Annotated in this window: 18 protein-coding genes and 3 pseudogenes; 18 read left to right on the forward strand and 3 right to left on the reverse strand. The window is 72.1% G+C overall.

The window, feature by feature from the left end; translation table 11 throughout:
• Positions 1–122: 122 nt before the first annotated feature.
• Positions 123–644, forward strand: a complete 522-nt coding sequence (locus G7070_RS11570; RefSeq protein ID WP_206079749.1) for a P-loop NTPase family protein — start codon at positions 123–125, stop codon at positions 642–644.
• Positions 645–688: 44 nt separating this feature from the next.
• Here the strand turns inward: G7070_RS11570 and G7070_RS11575 are convergent, their stop codons facing one another.
• A complete protein-coding gene (locus tag G7070_RS11575; RefSeq protein WP_166233873.1) occupies positions 689–1276 on the reverse strand; it encodes an SMI1/KNR4 family protein in 588 nt (195 codons plus the stop codon).
• Between the two features lie 256 nt (positions 1277–1532).
• Between G7070_RS11575 and G7070_RS11580 the strand changes: the two genes are divergently transcribed.
• Both G7070_RS11580 and G7070_RS11585 read left to right on the forward strand, forming a co-directional pair.
• Entirely contained in the window at positions 1533–1913 is a 381-nt protein-coding gene (locus G7070_RS11580) for a hypothetical protein (RefSeq protein ID WP_166233874.1), read from the forward strand.
• Positions 1914–1922: 9 nt separating this feature from the next.
• Positions 1923–2654, forward strand: a complete 732-nt coding sequence (locus G7070_RS11585) for a DNA alkylation repair protein (RefSeq protein WP_166233875.1) — start codon at positions 1923–1925, stop codon at positions 2652–2654.
• A gap of 99 nt (positions 2655–2753) precedes the next feature.
• Here the strand turns inward: G7070_RS11585 and G7070_RS11590 are convergent, their stop codons facing one another.
• Positions 2754–3221 carry a hypothetical protein gene (locus G7070_RS11590; RefSeq protein ID WP_166233876.1) on the reverse strand — a complete coding sequence of 156 codons (468 nt, stop codon included), beginning with the start codon at positions 3219–3221 and terminating at the stop codon, positions 2754–2756.
• 318 nt (positions 3222–3539) lie between these two features.
• Here G7070_RS11590 and G7070_RS11595 point away from each other — a divergent pair, with 318 nt between their 5' ends.
• The 14 genes and pseudogenes from G7070_RS11595 to G7070_RS11650 all read left to right on the forward strand — a co-directional run bounded on the left by G7070_RS11595 (position 3540) and on the right by G7070_RS11650 (position 17715).
• On the forward strand, positions 3540–4124 hold the full coding sequence (locus G7070_RS11595; protein WP_166233877.1) for a hypothetical protein: 585 nt from the start codon (positions 3540–3542) through the stop codon (positions 4122–4124).
• Between the two features lie 82 nt (positions 4125–4206).
• On the forward strand, positions 4207–4566 hold the full coding sequence (locus tag G7070_RS11600; RefSeq protein WP_166233878.1) for a hypothetical protein: 360 nt from the start codon (positions 4207–4209) through the stop codon (positions 4564–4566).
• 178 nt (positions 4567–4744) lie between these two features.
• Positions 4745–4999: a hypothetical protein gene (locus G7070_RS11605; RefSeq protein WP_166233879.1), complete on the forward strand. Its 255-nt coding sequence runs from the start codon at positions 4745–4747 to the stop codon at positions 4997–4999.
• A gap of 93 nt (positions 5000–5092) precedes the next feature.
• Positions 5093–6678, forward strand: a pseudogene (locus G7070_RS18765) (MFS transporter).
• A 444-nt stretch (positions 6679–7122) separates the two neighbouring features.
• Positions 7123–7881 (forward strand): annotated as a pseudogene (locus tag G7070_RS18770) (RecQ family ATP-dependent DNA helicase); the annotation flags it as partial.
• 122 nt (positions 7882–8003) lie between these two features.
• Positions 8004–8264: pseudogene (locus G7070_RS18775) on the forward strand (RecQ family zinc-binding domain-containing protein); the annotation flags it as partial.
• A 35-nt stretch (positions 8265–8299) separates the two neighbouring features.
• Positions 8300–8941 carry an RQC domain-containing protein gene (locus tag G7070_RS18780; protein ID WP_246227047.1) on the forward strand — a complete coding sequence of 214 codons (642 nt, stop codon included), beginning with the start codon at positions 8300–8302 and terminating at the stop codon, positions 8939–8941.
• 394 nt (positions 8942–9335) lie between these two features.
• Positions 9336–10097: a TetR/AcrR family transcriptional regulator gene (locus G7070_RS11625; RefSeq protein WP_166233882.1), complete on the forward strand. Its 762-nt coding sequence runs from the start codon at positions 9336–9338 to the stop codon at positions 10095–10097.
• Complete coding sequence (locus G7070_RS11630) at positions 10094–10513, forward strand: hypothetical protein (protein WP_166233883.1); 420 nt, start codon at positions 10094–10096, stop codon at positions 10511–10513. Before G7070_RS11625 ends, G7070_RS11630 begins: the two co-directional genes overlap by 4 nt.
• 926 nt (positions 10514–11439) lie before the next feature.
• Entirely contained in the window at positions 11440–12063 is a 624-nt protein-coding gene (locus tag G7070_RS19280; protein WP_166233884.1) for a DUF222 domain-containing protein, read from the forward strand.
• On the forward strand, positions 12048–12812 hold the full coding sequence (locus G7070_RS19285; protein ID WP_250645985.1) for an HNH endonuclease signature motif containing protein: 765 nt from the start codon (positions 12048–12050) through the stop codon (positions 12810–12812). The genes G7070_RS19280 and G7070_RS19285 overlap by 16 nt, the downstream gene beginning before the upstream one ends.
• A gap of 1638 nt (positions 12813–14450) precedes the next feature.
• Positions 14451–14831 (forward strand): hypothetical protein, encoded by a 381-nt coding sequence (locus G7070_RS11645; protein ID WP_166233886.1) that lies wholly within the window; start codon positions 14451–14453, stop codon positions 14829–14831.
• 272 nt (positions 14832–15103) lie between these two features.
• On the forward strand, positions 15104–15814 hold the full coding sequence (locus G7070_RS17885; protein ID WP_206079750.1) for an excinuclease ABC subunit UvrA: 711 nt from the start codon (positions 15104–15106) through the stop codon (positions 15812–15814).
• Between the two features lie 68 nt (positions 15815–15882).
• Positions 15883–17715, forward strand: a complete 1833-nt coding sequence (locus G7070_RS11650; protein WP_206079751.1) for an excinuclease ABC subunit UvrA — start codon at positions 15883–15885, stop codon at positions 17713–17715.
• 86 nt (positions 17716–17801) lie between these two features.
• Here G7070_RS11650 and G7070_RS11655 read toward each other — a convergent pair whose 3' ends face one another.
• Positions 17802–18245 carry a YdeI/OmpD-associated family protein gene (locus tag G7070_RS11655; protein ID WP_166233887.1) on the reverse strand — a complete coding sequence of 148 codons (444 nt, stop codon included), beginning with the start codon at positions 18243–18245 and terminating at the stop codon, positions 17802–17804.
• A 126-nt stretch (positions 18246–18371) separates the two neighbouring features.
• Here G7070_RS11655 and G7070_RS11660 point away from each other — a divergent pair, with 126 nt between their 5' ends.
• Positions 18372–18740 (forward strand): hypothetical protein, encoded by a 369-nt coding sequence (locus G7070_RS11660; RefSeq protein ID WP_206079753.1) that lies wholly within the window; start codon positions 18372–18374, stop codon positions 18738–18740.
• Positions 18741–18829 lie beyond the last annotated feature (89 nt).

Below are 18829 nucleotides of genomic sequence, written 5' to 3' on the forward strand. Positions count from 1 at the left end.
GCGGGGCGTCCGCGTGGCCGGTGACCTCCTGAGGGCAGAATGCGCCCGGAGGGCAAGGGTCACGTATTGCCCCGCTACGCTCCAGAGGGGGAGCCTGAGGGGGACGCATGAAGCCTTGCCGGTTGCACATCACCGGCGCGAGTGGAGCCGGCACCACCACGCTTGGGCGCGCCCTCGCGACTGCCTGGTCAGTCCCGCACGCGGACACCGACGACTACTTCTGGGTGCCCACGGCGCCTCCCTACACCACCAAGCGGGCAGCGTCCGGACGACTGCGGCTCATGGAGGAGCTGTTCCTCCCCCGGGACGCCTGGGTGCTCTCCGGGTCACTGGTCGGCTGGGGCGACCAGCTGGTCGATCGCTTCGACGCCGTCGTGTTCCTGTCGGTCGACCAGGCTGTCCGAATCGATCGGCTGCACCGGCGCGAGCGGGCCCGCTACGGCGCCGACATCGAGGCCGGGGGCGCGAGCGAGAGGTCCTATCGGGAGTTCATCGAGTGGGCGAGCGGCTACGAGGATCCCGACTTCGACGGCCGCAGTCGCGTCGAGCACGAAGCATGGCTGGACTCGCTTCCCTGCCCGGTGCTCCGCCTGGACAGCGCACGTCCGACCGACGAGTTGGTCGCCGCGATCCTGGACGCCTGATGACCTGATTCACCGCAGAGCGAACCTCACCGCAGTGGGAAACATCACCGCAGAGCGAGGGCGTTCTGGATGTAGGCGTCCTCGATGCCCTGCGACGCGGCGAGGTCGCGGAAGAGCGCGATCGAGGCCGGATGAAGCTCGTAGGTGTCGTCGTAGAGCTCGTCGCCGCGTTGCTCCGACACCTCGAGCCACGCGATCGACAGCTTCAGCAAGCCGCTGATGTCACGCGCGATCGGCTGCGGGTCCCAGTAGCCCATCCCCTGCACGGCGAAGAACACCTCGCCGTCGACCGACGACGGATCCAGCATGATCGGGTCGCCGCCGCTGTCAGCGATGACCAGCATGTTCGGCGGCCAGTCCGCGGCGGGGTCGCCCGTGCGTCCGTCGGTCGCGTAGCCGACCTGCTGACCATCCAAACCGGCGAAGGGATAGAAGGTGATGTCCTGCCAGATGCTCTCCACAACCGCATCGGCCGGGTTGTGCCGGGTGTAGAACTCACGGGCGTCCGCGCGAGCGAAGCGCCTCTCGACCTGATCCGGATCGGTGTCCGCAAGGAACTGAGGAAGCCCGTGGAACTCGACGGCGGTGGTGTTCGCCGTCAGTTCCACGAGGCGCGTGATCAGTTGTTCCACGAGGGTTCCTGTCTGTGAGGGGGGCTGCCCACGGTACGGGGCTCCCGGCTGTGGTCTGGTGATGGTCATTATCGCGTGCCGAAGATCTGCGGACCGGAGCCGACCCGTGTGCGCCGGAGCGGCTGGTGGCCGCCGCCGACGGATGCCCACGCTGGGCGCGTCCGGGATGCGGACGCGTCGTGTCGGGTGGTCGTCGGAGACCGCGAGGATGACGGCAGGCGCGGGCACCCCCGCTCCGCCGCCTGAGAGGAGCACCATGTCCGACGCCACCACCGATCTGATCGGTGCCATCGCCGCCGCGCTGGCCGAGGACACCGCCGAGGAGGGGTGGGACGCCTTCGCGCTGGTCCTCGTCTTCGGCGACGGCTACCGCAGCACCCACGGCTACGCCTACCCCGCCGACGGCTCCATCACGCCGGTCTCGGTCGACTGGGACGACATCGAGGAGCCGCTGCACACCTACCTGGGCGGGTACCTCAAGCCCGGCGACCTGCTGCCCGCCACCATGCTGGTCCAGTTCGACCGCACCTCGGGCCAGTACGAGGTGACGTTCGAGGACAAGGACGAGGACCGCTGGCACGCGGGCCCGTCCAACTTCCAGGAACTGCGCGAGCAACTGCGCCCGAACTTCGCCTAGCGCGTGGCCATGGCCAAGCCCGCTGACCCGGCTGTTCAGGCGGGGCTGGCCGAGGCGGGCACGCTCGCGCAGATCCTGGCGCTCGACCACGCGGCGCTGCTCGACGCCGTCCTTCCCGAGGCGCCGGAGCCGCTCCGGGCCGCCGTCCGGGACGCCGGCTCGCTGGGCATCCTCGCGCGGATGCAGGCCGTCGGGGCGGCGCTGCACCACCACCTCGGCCCCGACGCCTGCGCAGGCCTGGCGCGTCATCGGTCCGACACGGTGCGGGGCTGGGGCTGGTTCGCCCTGGTGGCCGGCCGGCCGTCGGCGTCCGCACCAGATCTGATCGACCTGGTCGTTCCGGCGGCCGACGACGCCCACTTCGGCGTCCGGGAGTGGGCGTGGCTCTGCGTCCGGGAGCGGCTCGCGGGCGATCTGGACGCCGGCATCCCCGCGCTCGCGGCCCTGACGTCGGACCCGTCCGAGCGGATCCGCCGGTTCGCCTGCGAGGCGCTGCGGCCCCGTGGGGTGTGGGCCAGGCACATCGCGGCGCTCAAGACCCGCCCGGAGTCGGCGGCGCCGATCCTCGAGCCGCTCCGGGCCGACGGTTCGCGCTACGTGCAGGACTCGGTCGGCAACTGGATCAACGACGCCGCCAAGACCAGCCCGGAGTGGGCGACGGCGCTGGCCGCGCGCTGGGCGCAGGAGAGCCCGACGCCGGCGACGCAGCGGATCCTGCGGCGAGGGCTGCGCTCGTTGTGAGGGGTGCCTCGCGGCGACCCCCGCGTCTGGAAGCGGTGGCCGGCGCCCAGGGCGATTCGCCCTGCTCGGCCAGCCAGCTGCGGTTCGCGAAGGCGGCCATCACGGCGTCGCGCAGGCGGCGTCCACCCTCGGCCCGGTACAGATCCCGATCCTGGAACGGCGAGGCCGGCCGGAAGGGGGCGCTGGCGTGGATACGCTCGGCCAGCCGGTCAGGTACGCGTGGCCGCCGTCGCGGTGGCCGGCCATCTCGGCGGCGTCCAGCCTGATCAGGACGCTGTCGTCGATCGCCGCGCTGGAGGTGTAGCGGGCGTCCAGGAACAGGGCGCCCTCCTGCTCGACCAGGAACCAGCGGCCCGGCTCGTGGTCGACGTAGCGCACGCCGGACGCCTCCCGGCGCGCCTGCCCGGGGCCTGCCCACCGCTCGACCGGCGGGATCGGCTCCCGCGGACGCCGGCGCGCCTGGTCGGGGGTGTAGTAGGTCAGCAGGGGCTCGCCGCCGCGGACGACGGTGAGGCACGTGACGCGGCCGCAGTCGGTGCAGGCGGCCTGGCTCTCGGCACGCTCCATCAACCCGGACGCCCCAGCGGCAGCAGGTCGGCCAGCCGCCCGCGGCGAACGCGAACCGGACGAATCCGCCCTCGACCGGGACGTACGGCGCCCGCAGCCCGGCGAAGTGCGCCGGGTGGCCGAACGCCCGCTCGAGGTCGCCGATCTTGGCGTCGCTCCCGGCATCCACCCAGGCGCGCAGGTCGGCGTCCGGGAGGCGCAGGACGACCGCGGCGACCGCGCCGTCGTGCGTGACGACCTCGACCCGTGCCGCACGGGTGGCGTCCGAACCGCCACCGCCCCACGAGACTGTCCGCCGACGCCGTTATGCTCGCGGTCATGTCGCGCATGGCCTCAGAACTGACCCGCGTCCGCCCCGACTGGCCCGCCCTCCCCGACGACCTCGAGCGCGCGTTCGCGTGGCTGGAGGAGCACGGGCACGGACGCGACGCGCCCGCCGGCTTCGTGCTCAGCCCGTCCCCGGACGCGGCGTGGGCCCCGGCGTTCGTCTCGGGACTGTCGCTGGAGGGCTACTTCGAGCCCGGCACCCCCGGGTACGCGCGGCTGCTGCCGATCGCCGAGGCGGCCGGGGACGGCTCGCAGGTGCTGCTGTGGCGCGACCCCGAGGACGGGCAGCGCGTCGTCGTGCTGGACTCCGAGGGCTCCGGCCACCTCATCGCCGACGATGCCCGCGACCTGCTCGTGCTGCTGGGCGTCGGCTACGACGAACTGACCGAGTACAGCCTCGGCGAGCCGCCGGCCGACCCCGTCCCGGAGGAGGCGCTGGCCGCCTACCGTGCGTGGCTGACCGAGGCGTTCGGCGTCGAGGTGCCCGACGAATGGCCGGCGGTCGGCGACGACGCCTTCACGGCGTGGCTGGACGCCGAACTCGGCAACGCGCCGGAGCCCGCCCCGAACCCGTAGCCGGGGGGACCGTCATGCCCGGCGAGGTCAACGACCTGCTGGCGCTGCTGGGAACCCCGACGGACCGGACGCGGCGGCGCGGGTGGCGTCCCTGACGGGCGCGTCGATGAAGGCCAAGCTGGCCTCCTCGCGCGTCCCGCTGCGCAAGGTCGGCATCGAGGCCGAGTCGGATCGGCACGGCATCTCGACGTTCTGGATCCGGATGACCGACCGCCCGTTCGGCTCCATCGTGCGGACGGCCGGGCCGGCCTACCCGCGTCCGGACGCGCTGATCGAGGGCCTGGACGCCACCTCGACCCCCGAGGACGCGGTCGCGCTGTTCGGCGAGCCCGAGGCGCAGGGCGCGCTGTTCGTCTCCTACGTCGTCGGCGGTCGCCACGTGAACCTCGGCTTCGAGGATGGCGTCCTCACGCTCGTCACCCTGATGACGAGGCTGCCCTGAGCGTCGGCACCACCGTGGCCCGAGCCCCGGTCCCCGCGTCCGACCCTGGTGACCTCGCGCACGCCGCACCGTCGCGGTACCGGCGGCGCGCGGACCGGGGGCGGGCGATGAGCGATGAGCCCTGGCTGACGGGGCGGATCCCCGGCGCCTGGACGCCCCCGGCCGCTAGGCTCCCGGCATGGCTCTTTCGCGTGACGTGATGATCGAGATCCTGGCCGAGGCGGACCCGGTCGGCCTCATCGCCACGGGCGCGCCGCGCGACGAGTACGCCCGCGAGGCGGACGCCATCCTGGAGCTCACCGGGGTGCCCACGCTCACCGAGATCACCGGCATCTTCGGGGTCAGCTTCGGCGACCCCGGCGCCTGCCAGCGCGAGACCGCCCGCTGGATCGTCGACGAGATGGTCGACCGCGGGGCGGACTTCTCCGCCTGAGGCGCGCGTCGGGCTTCGTCCCCACGGCGCGCCGTTGACGCATCGGCGGCGCCCTGCTTTCCTTCACAAGGGGAAATGCCCGGCGAGCGATCGATGGGGGAGTCCGTGACGACGAACACGCAGGCGCGAACAGGGGCGTGGACGCCGCTGCGGCACCGGGTCTTCCTCGCGCTGTGGCTGGCTCAGCTCGGCTCCAACATCGGCTCCTGGATGCAGACCGTGGGGGGCCAGTGGTTCCTCGTCGAACGCGAGGCCAGCCCCCTGGTGGTCTCCCTGATGCAGACGGCGAACCTGGGCCCGGCCCTGCTTCTGTCGCTGGTGGCCGGGGTGCTGGCGGACGCCTGGGACCGACGCCGCCTGCTCATCCTCACCAACGTGCTCGCGGCCGCCGCGTCCATCGGGCTGACCGTCGTCGCCGCGCTCGGGATGCTCGGGGCCGGCGGCCTGCTCGCCTTCACCGTCCTGATCGGCGCGGCGGTCGCGCTCGGCGCGCCCGCCTGGCAGGCGATCCAGCCGGACCTGGTCCCGCGCGAAGAGATCCCCGCCGCCGCAGCGCTGGGCGGCGTGGGCGTGAACGTGGCGCGGGCGGTGGGACCCGCGCTGGCCGGCGTTCTCCTGGCGCTGACCACCCCGCGGTCGTGTTCGGCGTCAACGCGGCCAGCTTCGTCGCCACCGCGATCGTGCTGCTGCTCTGGCGCTCGTCCCCGGCCGCGCCGCTCCATCCGCAGCCGTTCTGGGCGGCCGTCCGTTCGGGTGGCCGGTACGTGCTTTCGGCCCCGCGCGTCCAGCGCCTGCTGCTGCGGGCGGCGGTGTTCCTAGTGCCCGCGAGCGCCCTGTGGGCGCTGCTTCCGCTCGTCGCGTCCGGCCGGCTCGGCCTCGGGGCGAGCGGCTACGGCGTCCTGCTCGGCGTCCTCGGGGTCGGGGCGCTCGCGGGTGTGGCGCTGCTGCCGTGGCTGCGGACGCACCTGTCGCTGGGGGCGGTGCTCGCGGCGTCTTCCCTCGTGTTCGGGATCGCCACGGCCGGGTCGGCCGTCCTCGGCTACCTCGCGCTGGCGCCGCTGCTCGCTCTCGCCGGCGTCGCCTGGATCATGACCCTCTCGACGGTCAACGCCGCGTTGCAGCTCACCCTGCCCGCGTGGGTGCGGGCGCGGGGGTTGTCGGTGTACCTGCTCGTCATGAGCGGATCGCAGGCGGTCGGCGCCGCCGCGTGGGGATGGGTGGCGACGGTCTGGGGCGTCGCGACGACGTTGTACGTGGCCGCTGCGGCGCTGCTGCTGGCGGCCCTGAGCCTGTGGTGGTGGCCGGTGCTGCCCGGCACGGCCCAACTGCGGCGCGGCATCTCCGAGCGGCTGGTGGACGAGCCGCCCGCCTGGGCCGCAGGCGCCGGTCGGGTGTGGATCGATGTCGCCTACGTGACCGACGTGGCCGACCACGACGCCGTGGCCCGCATCCTCGCGCTCGAGACGGTGCGCAGGAGGACCGGCGCCTCCCAGTGGTACGTCGTCGCCGACGCCGACGGGGCGATCCTTCGTGAGCGGTACCAGTTCGAAACCTGGGACGAGTACGCGCGTCAGGAACGGGAACGGCTCACCGACGAGGACCGCGCGCTCATCGACCGGGCCGCGGCCGGTGCCACCGAGGTGTCGACCTCGGTGGAGTTCGCGGTCGGCCAGCGCTGAGGCGGCCCGAGCGACCGCAGCGCCGACCACGCCTTGCCGTTCCGCGCCCTGACCTCGCCGGAGGCTGGCTCGTCGGCAACCGTCCCGACCCGCCGGCCCGCACCACGAGCTCATCGGTGGCTCTCGACCAGCCCGCGTGACCGGGGCCGACCTGCCGCCCGTCGCCGTCAGCGAGGGGGTGCAAGGCGCACCTGCTGCTCGGCGGCACCGGCTGACCGGACGGCGAGTCGGCTGTCAGCGCCCCCAACTAGACTCGCGGACGTGCCGCCCACCAACGATCCCGCCCCCGAGTTGGGGCTGCCGTACGACGAGGAGCCGCCCTACGACCCGTGGGACGAGCCGCCGTTCGACCCCTACGACGACTGGACGCCCCCCGCCGAGCCCGCCGGCGTCCCGGCCGGAGCCGGGGCCGAGCGCCGCAGTGCCGCCGCGCCGGCGTCCGGGGTGCGTGCACCGCAGTACCCGACCGGCGCCGACGCCCTGGCGACGGTCTACGGCTTCGACTCCTTCCGCGGCGACCAGCAGGCCGTCGTCGAGCACGTCATCGCGGGCGGCGACGCCATCGTGCTCATGCCGACCGGCGGCGGCAAGAGCGTCTGCTACCAGATCCCGGCGCTGGTGCGTCCCGGCACGGGGCTGGTCGTCTCGCCGCTGATCGCGCTGATGCACGACCAGGTGGACGCCCTGCGCGCCAACGGCGTCCGGGCCGCGTACCTGAACTCGACGCAGTCGGCGTCCGAGCGGGCGGCCGTCGAGCGGGACTACATCGCCGGCGAGCTCGACCTGATCTACATCGCGCCCGAGCGGCTGTCCGGGGCGTCCACGCGGGCGATGCTGCGGCGCGGCACCCTCAGCGTGATCGCGATCGACGAGGCGCACTGTGTGTCGCAGTGGGGTCACGACTTCCGGCCCGACTACCTGGCGCTCGGCGACCTGGGGGAGGCGTTCCCCGGCGTCCCGCGGCTGGCGCTCACCGCCACCGCGACCCGGGCCACGCACGCCGAGATCACCCAGCGGCTGCACCTGGACGAGGCGCAGCACTACGTGTCGAGCTTCGACCGGCCCAACATCACCTACCGGATCGCGTCCAAGGCCGAGCCGCGCCGCCAGTTGGTCGACTTCATCGCCTCGCAGCCCGAGGGGGCGTCCGGGATCGTGTACGCCCTCTCCCGCAAGGCCGTGGAGCAGACCGCCGAGTACCTGCGTGGCCGCGGCGTCGACGCACTGCCGTACCACGCGGGCCTGCCCGCCCAGGTGCGGGGGCGAACCAGGGCCGCTTCCTGCGGGAGGACGGCGTCGTCATGGTCGCGACCATCGCGTTCGGCATGGGCATCGACAAGCCGGACGTCCGGTTCGTCGCCCACATCGACCTGCCCAAGTCCGTCGAGGGCTACTACCAGGAGACCGGCCGCGCCGGCCGCGACGGGGAGCCGTCGGTGGCGTGGATGGTCTACGGCCTGGGCGACGTCGTGCAGCAGCGCCGCCTCATCGACTCCGGCGAGGGCGACCGCGCCCACAAGCGTCGGATGCAGGGCCACCTCGACGCCATGCTCGCCCTGTGCGAGACCGTCGAGTGCCGCCGGCAGAACCTGTTGGGCTACTTCGGCCAGGAGTCCGCGCCGTGCGGCAACTGCGACACCTGCCTGCAGCCCCCGACACCTGGGACGGGCTCGTCGCCTCGCAGAAGCTGCTGTCCACGATCGTGCGGCTGCAGCGCGAGCGCGGCCAGTCCTTCGGTGCGGGGCACCTCATCGACATCCTGCGGGGTGCCGAGACCGACCGGATGCGTCAGCAGCGCCACGACCAGCTCTCGACCTACGGCATCGGCAAGGACCTGTCCGAGCAGGACTGGCGCAGCGTCATCCGGCAGTTGCTCGCCCGCGGCGTCCTCGAGTCGCAGGGGGAGTACGGCACCCTCGCCATCACCGAGGCCGGGCTGCCGGTGATGCGCGGCGAGGAGCCGGTCGCGCTCCGGCGGGACGCGCTGGGCCGGGCGTCTGGACGCGCGCGCAAGGCGTCCGCCCCGGTCGGCCTGGAGGGGGAGGACGCCGGCCTGTTCGAGGCGCTGCGCGCCTGGCGCGCCGAGGCGGCCCGCGAGCAGGGCGTCCCCGCCTACATCGTCTTCGGCGACGCCACCCTGCGCGCGCTGGCGACCGAGCGTCCGGCGTCCCTGACCCAACTGGACGCCATCAGCGGCATCGGCGCCAAGAAGAAGGAGTCCTACGGCGACGCGGTCCTGGCCGTGATCGCCGAGCACGGCTGACAGGTTTCCCCCGTGCCGGCGGGCGGGCCTGCCACGCTGAGCGAATGACCATGAAGGGCCGCGGGCCGGAGCCGCAGTACGACTATGAGCGGGAAGCGCGGCGGCTGGTCCGCGCCACGTACCGCCGGATCTGGGACCCCGGCACCCGCACCGCTGGGGCCGATGTCACGGGCTGGTTCCGGCACCCGGAGGTCATCGACGACAGGGACGCGACCGACGCTGCCCTGAGTTGCGCGGGGATCCGGCCGCTCCTTGCTCCAGGGTGGCCCAAGGTGTGGCGGCGACTCCTCGTCCGTCGCACACCCAGGTGACCAGAGGGGCGACCGGAGACAGAGGCTCTGGCCAGTTGGACGGTATCTTTACAACGGTAACTTACCGCTGGTAAGTTCGGGCCATGGTTGATGACTACCACCACCGGAACCTGCGGGCGGCGGTCCTGGAGCGGGCGGCCGCTGTGGTCGCCGACAGTGGACCCGCGGCGCTGACCCTGCGCGGGTTGGCGTCCGATCTCGGGGTGAGTCACGCGGCCTTCCGGCACCACTTCGGCAGTCGCGAGGGCGTCCTGTCTGCTGTGGCGGCCGACGGCTTCGCCCGGCTGGAGGCCGCGTTGTCCGGCGTCCGGGCTGCTGACCCGCATGCGCGGCTGCTGGGCATGGGGGAGGCGTACGTGGCCTTCGCGCTGACCCATCCCGGACACTTCGCGGTGATGTTCCCCACCGAACCCGACCGCTTCGTGGACGCCGACCCTGCGGGGGCCAAGACATACCGACTACTGCGGGAGGCCGTCCTGGCGACGGGGCTCGCGCCCGAGCGTCTGGACGCCGGCGTCGCCGCGGCCTGGGGGCTCGTGCACGGGCTGGCGGTGCTCGCCCACTCCGGCGCTCTGGTGGGCGCGGGGTTGGGTGCTGCCCCCGAGGGCGGCGTCCCCGCGCTGATCACGGCCGCTCTCCGTGCCGCGCCCATCGGCGGCCGGCCATCCCCGGTCGCCGTTGGTGACCGGCCACTCCCGGTCGCCGGCGTTGAGCCGCCTCCTGTCGCCGGCGGCGTCCGTCCGGCCTCTGTCGGAGGCGTCCAGTCACCCTCTGGGGGCGGCGTCCAGCCGCCTGCTGTCGCCACTGGCGGCCAACCACCCCCTGTCGAAAGGAACCTGCCATGAGCCAGTTGACCTCTCCCACCCTGATCTCGGCCGGCGTCGTGCTGCTGACCGTGCTCGGGATCGGCTACGGCGGGACGTTCCTGCTCCGCATCCTGAACGGCGGGCTGGAGTTCACGCCGTTCCAGAAGTCCTCCTTCCGCGCCGGCCACGCCCACGCGGGCGTCCTGGTGACACTCGGCCTGGTGGTCGCGCTGTTCGTCGACCTGTCCGGCGGGCGCGGACTGCTGGTCGAGCTCAGCTACGGCGTCCTGTTCGCGGCCATCTTCATCCCGGCCGGCTTCTTCTTCGGCGCCATGGGTCGCGGACGCACGCGCCCGGGTCCCTGGTTCAACCTGCTGTGGGTCGGGGTCGCGAGCCTCGCCGTGGGCCTCATCTCCGGAGCGGTGGTGCTGATCCAGGCGGGACTGTCGTCCTGAGGCGCCGGTGGCGGTCATGCCGGACAACTCGGTGGGCCCCGGAGCGGTGGTGCTGACTCCACGTCCGGGTCGAGGAACTCGGCCAGGGCATCCACATCCCCGCTCTCCGTTCCTGGGTCGGGGGCGTGGCGAGGTTGAGGCCGTTGTAGGTGGGGGCTTCATGGGCCGACGTCTCGCTGAACGACAAGGACGTCCGGGCCGACGTCTGGCCCGGTGCCGGCTCGGTAAGCATCGGCGACGTGGAACTGGGCTCCTGGCACGACGGCGGTGTCGCTCATCGGGGCCATCGCCGGTCGGTGTGTGCCCCGCGCGACGACGACTTGGTCCGGCTCTCGCGCGACGGTGGGCCTCGCCTTCCAGGCGAGTGACCCGCGCACCGTCACGGTCGATGACCCGCCGGTGCCACGGGTATCAATCTGGTCCCGAGGCTCACAGCCGTGCGGGGCATCACCGCTGCCTGGAGTTGGCCGACCGCGACGTCCTGGACGCCCTCGAGGCCGTCGGCGACAGTGGGCCTGGGCTATCGGGCCGACCAGACGGGCTGGTCGCGTTGGTCGGCGCCAACGACTGCGGCACGTCGACGCTGCTGGCGTGTCTCGCCGCGCTCATCCCGGCAGCCGCGGGTTCCAGGGGGTGCGAGGCCGGGGCTGTGGCCGCTGTGCGATCACTTCATCGTCCACATCAACCGCGATGGTTGCCGTCCGAAATGTTTGGCGGGCTAGGTAGGCGCTCGCCATCGCCACCGCGCTGCTACACCGAACCGCTCCGCCGGCCACATGTTCAGCTGCAGCGGGGCCACTAACTGAGATACGCCCGAGTTCGTCGGCGGGTCATCGGCGGGGTGATGTTCGAATCGGGATAGTGAATCGATCTGGATGCCTCCGTCCTCGGGGGAAAATGTCAGTGGGTCCTTCTAGGGTTGTTTCATGGAGACGTTGATCCGGACGCGAAGTGAGGCATTCCTGGCGAATGTCCTCACGGGTCTGGACGACCTCGACCCCGACGGCTTGGACCGGGTGCTGCTCACCGATGCTGACCGCGTCGCGCTCGCCGAGCAGGCACTGTCGGCGGCGGGTCGTCTGCAAGCGTTGGCCGGGGTGTTGGTGGCTGAGGCGGATCGGGTGGCTGCTCCGCAGGCGGTGGTCGGTGTCGGCACGCTGTCGTGGTTGCACGACGCGCAGCGGATGACCCGTCGCGAAGCGGGCCGGCTGTTGGCCGCAGCCCAGGAAATGTCGAGCCGACCGCTGCTCCGGGAGGCGACTCTCACCGGCGCGGCCACACCGTTGCAGGCGCGCGCGGTCACCCGCGTGCTTGCCCAACTGCCCGAGGATCTTCCCGACCAGAAGGTGCGTGACGCCGAGTCGATGATGGTGGAGTTCTGCGCCCAGTTCGACTCCCACGAACTGGGCCGGCTGGCCCGGCATCTGCTCGAAGTCATCGCCCCGAGGTCGCCGAGGAAACGCTGGAACGCCGCCTCGAGCGCGAAGCCCGGCACGCCCACACGGTGCGGCATCTCTCCTTCACCCCTGATGGGATGGGGTCGGTCCTGATCAAAGGCAGCCTGCCGACGGTCGAGGCGGAACTGTTGCGGGCGCAGGTCGAGGCGATCGCGCACCTGCACCACCGCCGCGCCCTGGACTGCGCCGACCCCCTCGCCGAGAAGGCGACCCCCACCCAGCGCCGCGCTGATGCGCTGATCGAGCTCGCCCGCGCCGCCGCGGTGCACCAGGACGCCCCCAACCACGGTGGGGGCCGGCCGCGGATCATGGTGCTGATCGACCACGATCGCCTGGTCGATGACTGTCGGAAGGCGCAGTTGCTCGATTCGGGTGCGGATCTGACGCCCACGCAGGTGCGGGTGCTGGCCTGCGACGCCGGCATCCTGCCCGTGGTGATGAACGGCGCCGGCGAAGTGCTGGACGTGGGGCGGGCGAACCGCCTGGTCACCCCCGCCATCCGCGCCGCGCTCGTCGCCCGAGATCGCGGCTGCGTGTTCCCCGGATGCGACCGCACCGCCGCCGCGTGCGACGCCCACCACATCACCCCCTGGCAGCGCGGCGGACCCACCTCGCTTCCGAATCTGGTGCTCTTGTGCCGGCACCATCACAACACGGTCGAACCTGACCATCGGCATCCCGACACCCGCTGGCAGATCCGAGTCGACGACGGCGTCCCGGTGGTGATCCCACCGACCAGGGTCGACCCCCAACAACGCCCCCGGCGCAACCACCGACACCGACCACGAACCGACCAGGACGACGCTGCCTCGGACGGGGAACTGTCGGTCGAGGGCCCCTGAGGTTGGACGGGGCACACTCCACGCGCGGGTCGGCGGCCCGCCTGAACCGGAGTAGGTGAACGTGAACGGGTCGACGGTGTCGGCGTTCGCGGCGTGTCGTCGAGAAGACGCCCGTGGTTGGGTCAGTGGCCGGAAGTCCGGTTCAGGATCACTGCTTGCTCGTCGGCGTCGAGGGCTGACCGCGGGTTGGGCGCGTGCTGGGGAGCGGCTGGGTGTCCGCAGTTCTCTGCGCCATCAAGGTTGGGCGCAGACCGCAGCGTCGGCCGCGGCCAGACGTACAGTCCATTCCGAGACGCCTCACCAAGGCGTTTTGCCTTGTCGCCTGGCATGCGAGGCCGGGGCCCATCTCGAAGGTGATGATGCGCTCCGTGGGAGGCAGCGCCGATGTCCGTCTCGGGCGGCGGTCGGCAGCCTCAGCGCACATCCGAAGCGAGGATCTGGGGATGCAGAGGATTTGCTGTGGACAACCATCGCGAGCCCTTGGTGCTGTGCCATGCTGAGCGAACCCCCAGGAGGTGACAATGCCACCCCGACCCGTCTTGCCTGTCACAGTCATTCTGGCTGCCGCGCTGCTATCCGCCTGCACGCCACCCAGCGCGCCCACGCCGGCTCCAACGCCCACGCCGACGTTCAGTTGCGTCCCCGAGGCGGGCGGTGATCCGGTGCCGTGCGGCCCGATCGAGTACGAGCAAGCCCAGAAGCGCGACGCGCTCTATACCGAAGCCGAGAGTGTGTACCGGAACTTCTGGGATGAGTACATGTACGCCTACACGCTCAAAGAGCCGAGTATCTCAGGCGCTCTCGAGGCGGACACAATGGGGACGTTCCGCGGATATCTCGACGCAGAGTTTGCCGCCGATCGGTACACCAGGCGTGTGTCGGGGTCACCCGTGCTGGTGCGTGTCGGCAGGCTTCCCGGTCTCTCTCGCGCCGGATCAGTTGTTGCGCTCCAAACATGCTACGACGCATCTCAGTCTCGATACATGAGGCCGGACGGAGTAGAAGTTGGCGGCGCGATTATCGACGCTCGGATGTATTTCGCCTTCGATGGCGGGTCGCTAAAGATTACGGATGCTGAGGCCAAGGTGGTTCAGTCATGCTAACGTTTCGGCGCATTGTGCTCGCGATTCCCTTCGCGATTTTCGGACTCGGCGCCGGGGTGTTGCCTGTTTCCGCAGACGTGGGGAGTGCCTCGGGATGGGTCGACGCCACTGGAGTTAGCGTCAGCGCGAGGACAGAGAAACAGAGCGTGTCCGGTGCTGGGCCCGCTCGCGCTGAAGCTGCTCCGCAGGGTGGAAGTCGTGTGGCGACCGCCCAGAGGCCCGCCGGGAAAATCTCTGCCGGTTTGACGGTTCTTGCCGTTGGGCCCGTTCCCCCGTCGCTAGCCGGCAGCGTGCGGGCGGGGCGGACGTTCATCCCCGAGTGCTTCAACGGCTTTGAGGAAGTGGCGGCCTGCCAGCCGACCGCTGCTCCGGCGGGACCAGCCGATCCCGCCGACCCGTCGCGGCCGGCGGCGCCGGAACCAGCGCCTCCGACGCGGGCCGAGGTGGAGGCGGTCGTGAGGTCCCTCGTCGCTCGCATGGACCTCCCGAGTCCGCGCCGCAGATCGGGCCGGATCCGTCGGCCAACGAGTGGGACATGGCGGTGGTGGGGCATCCGCTGTGGCTCTGGGTTCCCGGGGACGCCGCGATGAGCTCCCGCGTGACGGGGTACGGGATCACGATCACCCTGGACGCGCGGCGGACGTCCACCACCTTCGCGATGGGCGACGGCAAGTCGGTCACGTGCGCCCGCATGACCCCGTACTCAGCCGGCGTGAAACCGGGGACGGCGTCGCCCACGTGCGGCTACGCCTACTCCTGGCCCTCACTGCCGGACGGCACCTACCGCGTCACAGCGTCCTCGCGCTGGGTGGTCGACTGGACCGCGCTGGGCTTCTCCGGCGCCATCCCTGTCACGATGACCGGCGCTCGCGACCTGCCGGTCGGCGAACTCCATGCGCTGAACGTCGCGAGGTGACGCGTCACCGTCAGGTGGCCGCGGAACGTTGCCCTGCCCCGGTGCTCGCGAGAGTGAACGGGCCGGCGATCGGCGCAGTGCCTCCGCGCTGAACGCTTGGCCAGGAAGTGGCCACCGAGGTGACGGGTCATCCCGGCGTCCGCCGGGTCGACGGGAGGCGCGGGGATCCCCGGTGCGCGTGATCCGGCCACCGCGATCGGCTGACCGACGGACAGGCAGGGGAGAGTGGTTGTCTAGGCTGGCCCGGACATCGATCCACCAGGAGCGCCACCATGGTCGACCCTCGCCGCGCAGGCGGCCCCCCGGACGCCGACGTCGTCCCGGGGCACATCGCCGTCCGCGGCGCGCAGGAGAACAACCTGCGCGACCTGGACATCGACATCCCCCGCGACACGGTCGTGGCGTTCACCGGGATCTCGGGCTCCGGCAAGTCGTCGCTGGCGTTCGGCACCGTCTTCGCGCAGTCGAATCAGCGCTACCTGGAGTCCGTGTCGCCCTACGCCCGGCGCCTCATCAACCAGGGGAGCGCGCCCAAGGTCCGGCACATCACCGGCCTGCCGCCCGCGGTGGCGCTGCGGCAGCAGCACGGCGGCGGCAGCACCCGGTCGACGGTCGGCACGGTGAGCCGCGTCTCGAACGTCCTGCGCATGCTCTACTCGCGCTCCGGCACCTATCCGCCCGGCTATCGGCCCGCCGATCTGGCGGGCAGCTTCCCCCGGGACGCCGCCCCGCTGGACTCCGACAGCTTCTCGCCCAACACCGCCGTCGGCGCCTGCCGCACCTGCACGGGGTTGGGCCGCCAACTCCTGGTCGACGAGAGCCTTCTCGTGGGCGATGGCGACCTCAGCATCCGCGACGGCGCCATCGCCGCCTGGCCGGGGGCGTTCGGCGGCCAGAACTACCGGCGCATCCTCGAGGGCCTCGGCATCGACATCGACGCCCCTTCAACTCGCTGCCCGCGGCCACCCGGCACTGGATCCTGACCACCGACGAACAACCGACCCTGCTGGTCAACACCAGCACGGTCGAGGGCTCCTACCGCGGCACCTACATGAGCCCCAAGCGCTGGGTCGAGCACACCTTCTCCGACACCAAGTCCACCCGGATGCGCGCCACGGCGGCCTCGTTCATGACCGAGCAACTCTGCCCGACCTGTCACGGGCTGCGCCTCAACCCCGAGGCGCTCGCCGTCACCATCGCCGGGGAGAACATCGCCCACGCGGCGTCGCTGCCGCTCACCGAACTGCGCGGCTTCCTGGACGCCGCGCGCGCCCATCCCGACACCGCCGACCTGCCGATCGAGCGCCGGCAGGCGGCCGAGGCGCTCCTGGACGTCCTGGACGATCAGCTGGCCATCCTCGTGGACCTCGGCCTGGGCTACCTGGCGACCAGCCGACCCACGTCGACGCTGTCCGGCGGCGAACTCCAACGCCTCCACCTCGCCACCCAGCTCCGCAGCGGCCTGTTCGGCGTCCTCTACGTGCTGGACGAGCCCTCCGCGGGCCTGCACCCCTCCGACACGGAACTGCTGCTGGGCGCGCTGCAGCGCCTGCAGGACGAGGGCAACACCGTCTTCGTCGTCGAACACAACGCCCCGCTGATCGCGGCGGCGCAGTGGGTCGTCGACCTGGGGCCCGGTGCCGGACGCTACGGCGGCGAGGTGCTCTACAACGGGCCCGCCGCCGGCCTGCGGGACGCCGCCGGCTCGGTCACGGCGCGCTACCTCGGCCCGGACGCCCCTGCCGCCCCCGGCCCGGCCGCGCCGCGCCGCCCCGACCACGCGATCGACCTGCGCGGCGTCTCGGGACACAACCTGCGCGGCATCGACGTCACCTTCCCGCTGGGGGCGTTCACCGCCGTCACCGGCGTGTCGGGCGCGGGCAAGACCACCCTGCTGCACGCCCTGGCCGACCAGGCGCGGCGCGGGCTGCACGCCGACGACGTCATCGCCGACCTGGAACGCAACCCCGACTCGGTCGAGGACGCCGAGGAGCGCGCCCACGGCGTCCCGCTGTGGGATCTTGAGGCGGACCGGCTCACCGTCGCGCAGGCGTCCGGGCTGGAGCGGATCGACCGCCTCGTCGTGGTCGACCAGAAGCCGATCGGGCGGACGTCCCGCTCCAACCTGGCCACGTACACGGGACTGTTCGACGCCGTCCGGCGGCTGTTCGCGGCCCAACCCGAGGCGCGTGAGCGCCGCTTCGGCGCGGGCCGGTTCTCGTTCAACCTGCCGGCCGGCCGGTGCCCGCACTGCCTCGGCGACGGTGTGGTCAGCATCGAGCTGCTGTTCATGCCGACGCAGACCGCCCCGTGCCCGGTCTGCCGCGGCGCCCGCTACAACCCCGAGACCCTGGAGGTGCACTACCGCGGCCGGACCATCGCGGACGTCCTCGCGATGAGCGTCGACGAGGCCCGGGACTTCCTCGCCGACGTCCCGATCCCCGCCCGCATCCTCACCCTGCTCTCCGACATCGGGCTGGGCTACCTGGCGCTGGGGCAGAGCGCGACGACGCTGTCGGGCGGCGAGGCGCAACGCATCAAGCTGGTCAGCGAACTCCACCGGGCACCCGCCGGCCACACCCTCTACCTCCTGGACGAGCCCACGAACGGACTGCACCCCGCCGACATCGACCTGCTCGTCGGACAACTGCAGCGGCTCGTGGACGCCGACAACACGGTCGTGATCGCCGACCACGACCCGCGCACGATCGCCGTCGCCGACCGGGTGATCGATCTGGGCCCCGGCGCCGGGAACGCGGGCGGCCGCGTCGTCGCGCAGGCCACCCCCGACGAGATCGCCGCGGCGCGGGGGAGCGAGACCGGTCGGCATCTGGCTGCGGTCCTGCGCCCCCGGAAGACCTCTGGAGCAGACGACCCGGCCTGAAGCGGGATCGCCCCCGGAACCAACAGGAGCCCGTCCCATGGGTGGTCGAGGACTGATGGGGAGTCCCAGGACGCCGCCGACCGGCGCTAACCGCGCAGTTCGGCCAGCGCGGCCTCCAGTCGCCGCTGCCGGGTGGCCTCCTGCTTGGCCTCGGCGATGCCGCGCGCCAACTCCTTGCGGCGGGTGAAGCTGAGGGCTTCGAAGGCGCGCCGCGCCCGGTCGTCGGACGCGAGGGCCTCGGCCAGCAGCGGCGGCACGTCGACGGTGCGTTCGCCGTCGTCCAGGGCCACGGTGACCTCGACCGTGTCGCCGATATCGACCCCGAGCTGGGCCCGCGACGCCTTGCTCAGTCCGATGCACGCCGGCCCGCCCATCCGCGTCACGCGGAGCCGCGCCGAGGCGTCCCCGATCGTGACGACGACGGGTGGCGTCTTCGCCGAGGACAACTCCGCTGCCTGAGCGTCACTCAGCGGGATGGACGCGGCGGGTCCCGTCGCCTCGATGGTGGTGGTGAACCGGATGCTCGTCATGGCGCCTCCCGTGTCGGTGGTGGCCGATTCTAGGGCCATGCCCGCTCCGGTCCGGGTCCTGAGCCGATGGCCGGGGGGCAGCGGCGGCGCCCCCGTCCGGGCGGACATCCCCACGCGACAGGCCGGGTGGCCGACAAGGGCAAACGATTTCCCGCCGCCGGGGGCTCGACAGGGGAGAAGAACGGTGTGATGGTGGACGAGCCGGGCGACCGGCTCGGCCGACCGAACACCCCCCTGGAGGTTCCCATGGCAGGCGACGACCGCACGAGCAGTTCGATGGAGGCCTCCGAGGCCGCGCGCATCATGGACGACCCGAACGCCACCGCCGAGGAGAAGTCGGTCGCGGCCAGTGTGCTCGCCCAGGACGGCACCGACGACCGCACCAGCGAGCGGGTCGCGGGCGAGGCGGGCCAGTTGCTCGACGACCAGGACATCAGTGCCGAAGACCGCGACGTGGCGGCCTCCGACCTTTCCCAGCGCTCGGACGAGCGCTGATCGCCAGCGGCGCGAGTAGCGCCGCGGCACCCCAAGGCGACGCCGTCCCGAACCACGGTTCGGGACGGCGTCGTCGTCTGCACACGAGT

Source organism: Propioniciclava coleopterorum (genome assembly GCF_011393335.1).
Lineage (GTDB): Bacteria > Actinomycetota > Actinomycetes > Propionibacteriales > Propionibacteriaceae > Propioniciclava > Propioniciclava coleopterorum.

What these genes read in the sequence shown, in the direction of transcription:
- G7070_RS11655 (WP_166233887.1), bottom strand. Translation starts at nt 18,245, where the DNA reads ATGACGAGCATCCGGTTCACCACCACCATCGAGGCGACGGGACCCGCC.
- G7070_RS19285 (WP_250645985.1), top strand. Translation starts at nt 12,048, where the DNA reads ATGGGGTCGGTCCTGATCAAAGGCAGCCTGCCGACGGTCGAGGCGGAA.
- G7070_RS11595 (WP_166233877.1), top strand. Translation starts at nt 3,540, where the DNA reads ATGTCGCGCATGGCCTCAGAACTGACCCGCGTCCGCCCCGACTGGCCC.
- G7070_RS17885 (WP_206079750.1), top strand. Translation starts at nt 15,104, where the DNA reads ATGGTCGACCCTCGCCGCGCAGGCGGCCCCCCGGACGCCGACGTCGTC.
- G7070_RS11650 (WP_206079751.1), top strand. Translation starts at nt 15,883, where the DNA reads ATGAGCCCCAAGCGCTGGGTCGAGCACACCTTCTCCGACACCAAGTCC.
- G7070_RS11580 (WP_166233874.1), top strand. Translation starts at nt 1,533, where the DNA reads ATGTCCGACGCCACCACCGATCTGATCGGTGCCATCGCCGCCGCGCTG.
- G7070_RS11645 (WP_166233886.1), top strand. Translation starts at nt 14,451, where the DNA reads ATGGCGGTGGTGGGGCATCCGCTGTGGCTCTGGGTTCCCGGGGACGCC.
- G7070_RS11630 (WP_166233883.1), top strand. Translation starts at nt 10,094, where the DNA reads ATGAGCCAGTTGACCTCTCCCACCCTGATCTCGGCCGGCGTCGTGCTG.
- G7070_RS11605 (WP_166233879.1), top strand. Translation starts at nt 4,745, where the DNA reads ATGGCTCTTTCGCGTGACGTGATGATCGAGATCCTGGCCGAGGCGGAC.
- G7070_RS11625 (WP_166233882.1), top strand. Translation starts at nt 9,336, where the DNA reads ATGGTTGATGACTACCACCACCGGAACCTGCGGGCGGCGGTCCTGGAG.
- G7070_RS11590 (WP_166233876.1), bottom strand. Translation starts at nt 3,221, where the DNA reads ATGGAGCGTGCCGAGAGCCAGGCCGCCTGCACCGACTGCGGCCGCGTC.
- G7070_RS11585 (WP_166233875.1), top strand. Translation starts at nt 1,923, where the DNA reads ATGGCCAAGCCCGCTGACCCGGCTGTTCAGGCGGGGCTGGCCGAGGCG.
- G7070_RS19280 (WP_166233884.1), top strand. Translation starts at nt 11,440, where the DNA reads ATGGAGACGTTGATCCGGACGCGAAGTGAGGCATTCCTGGCGAATGTC.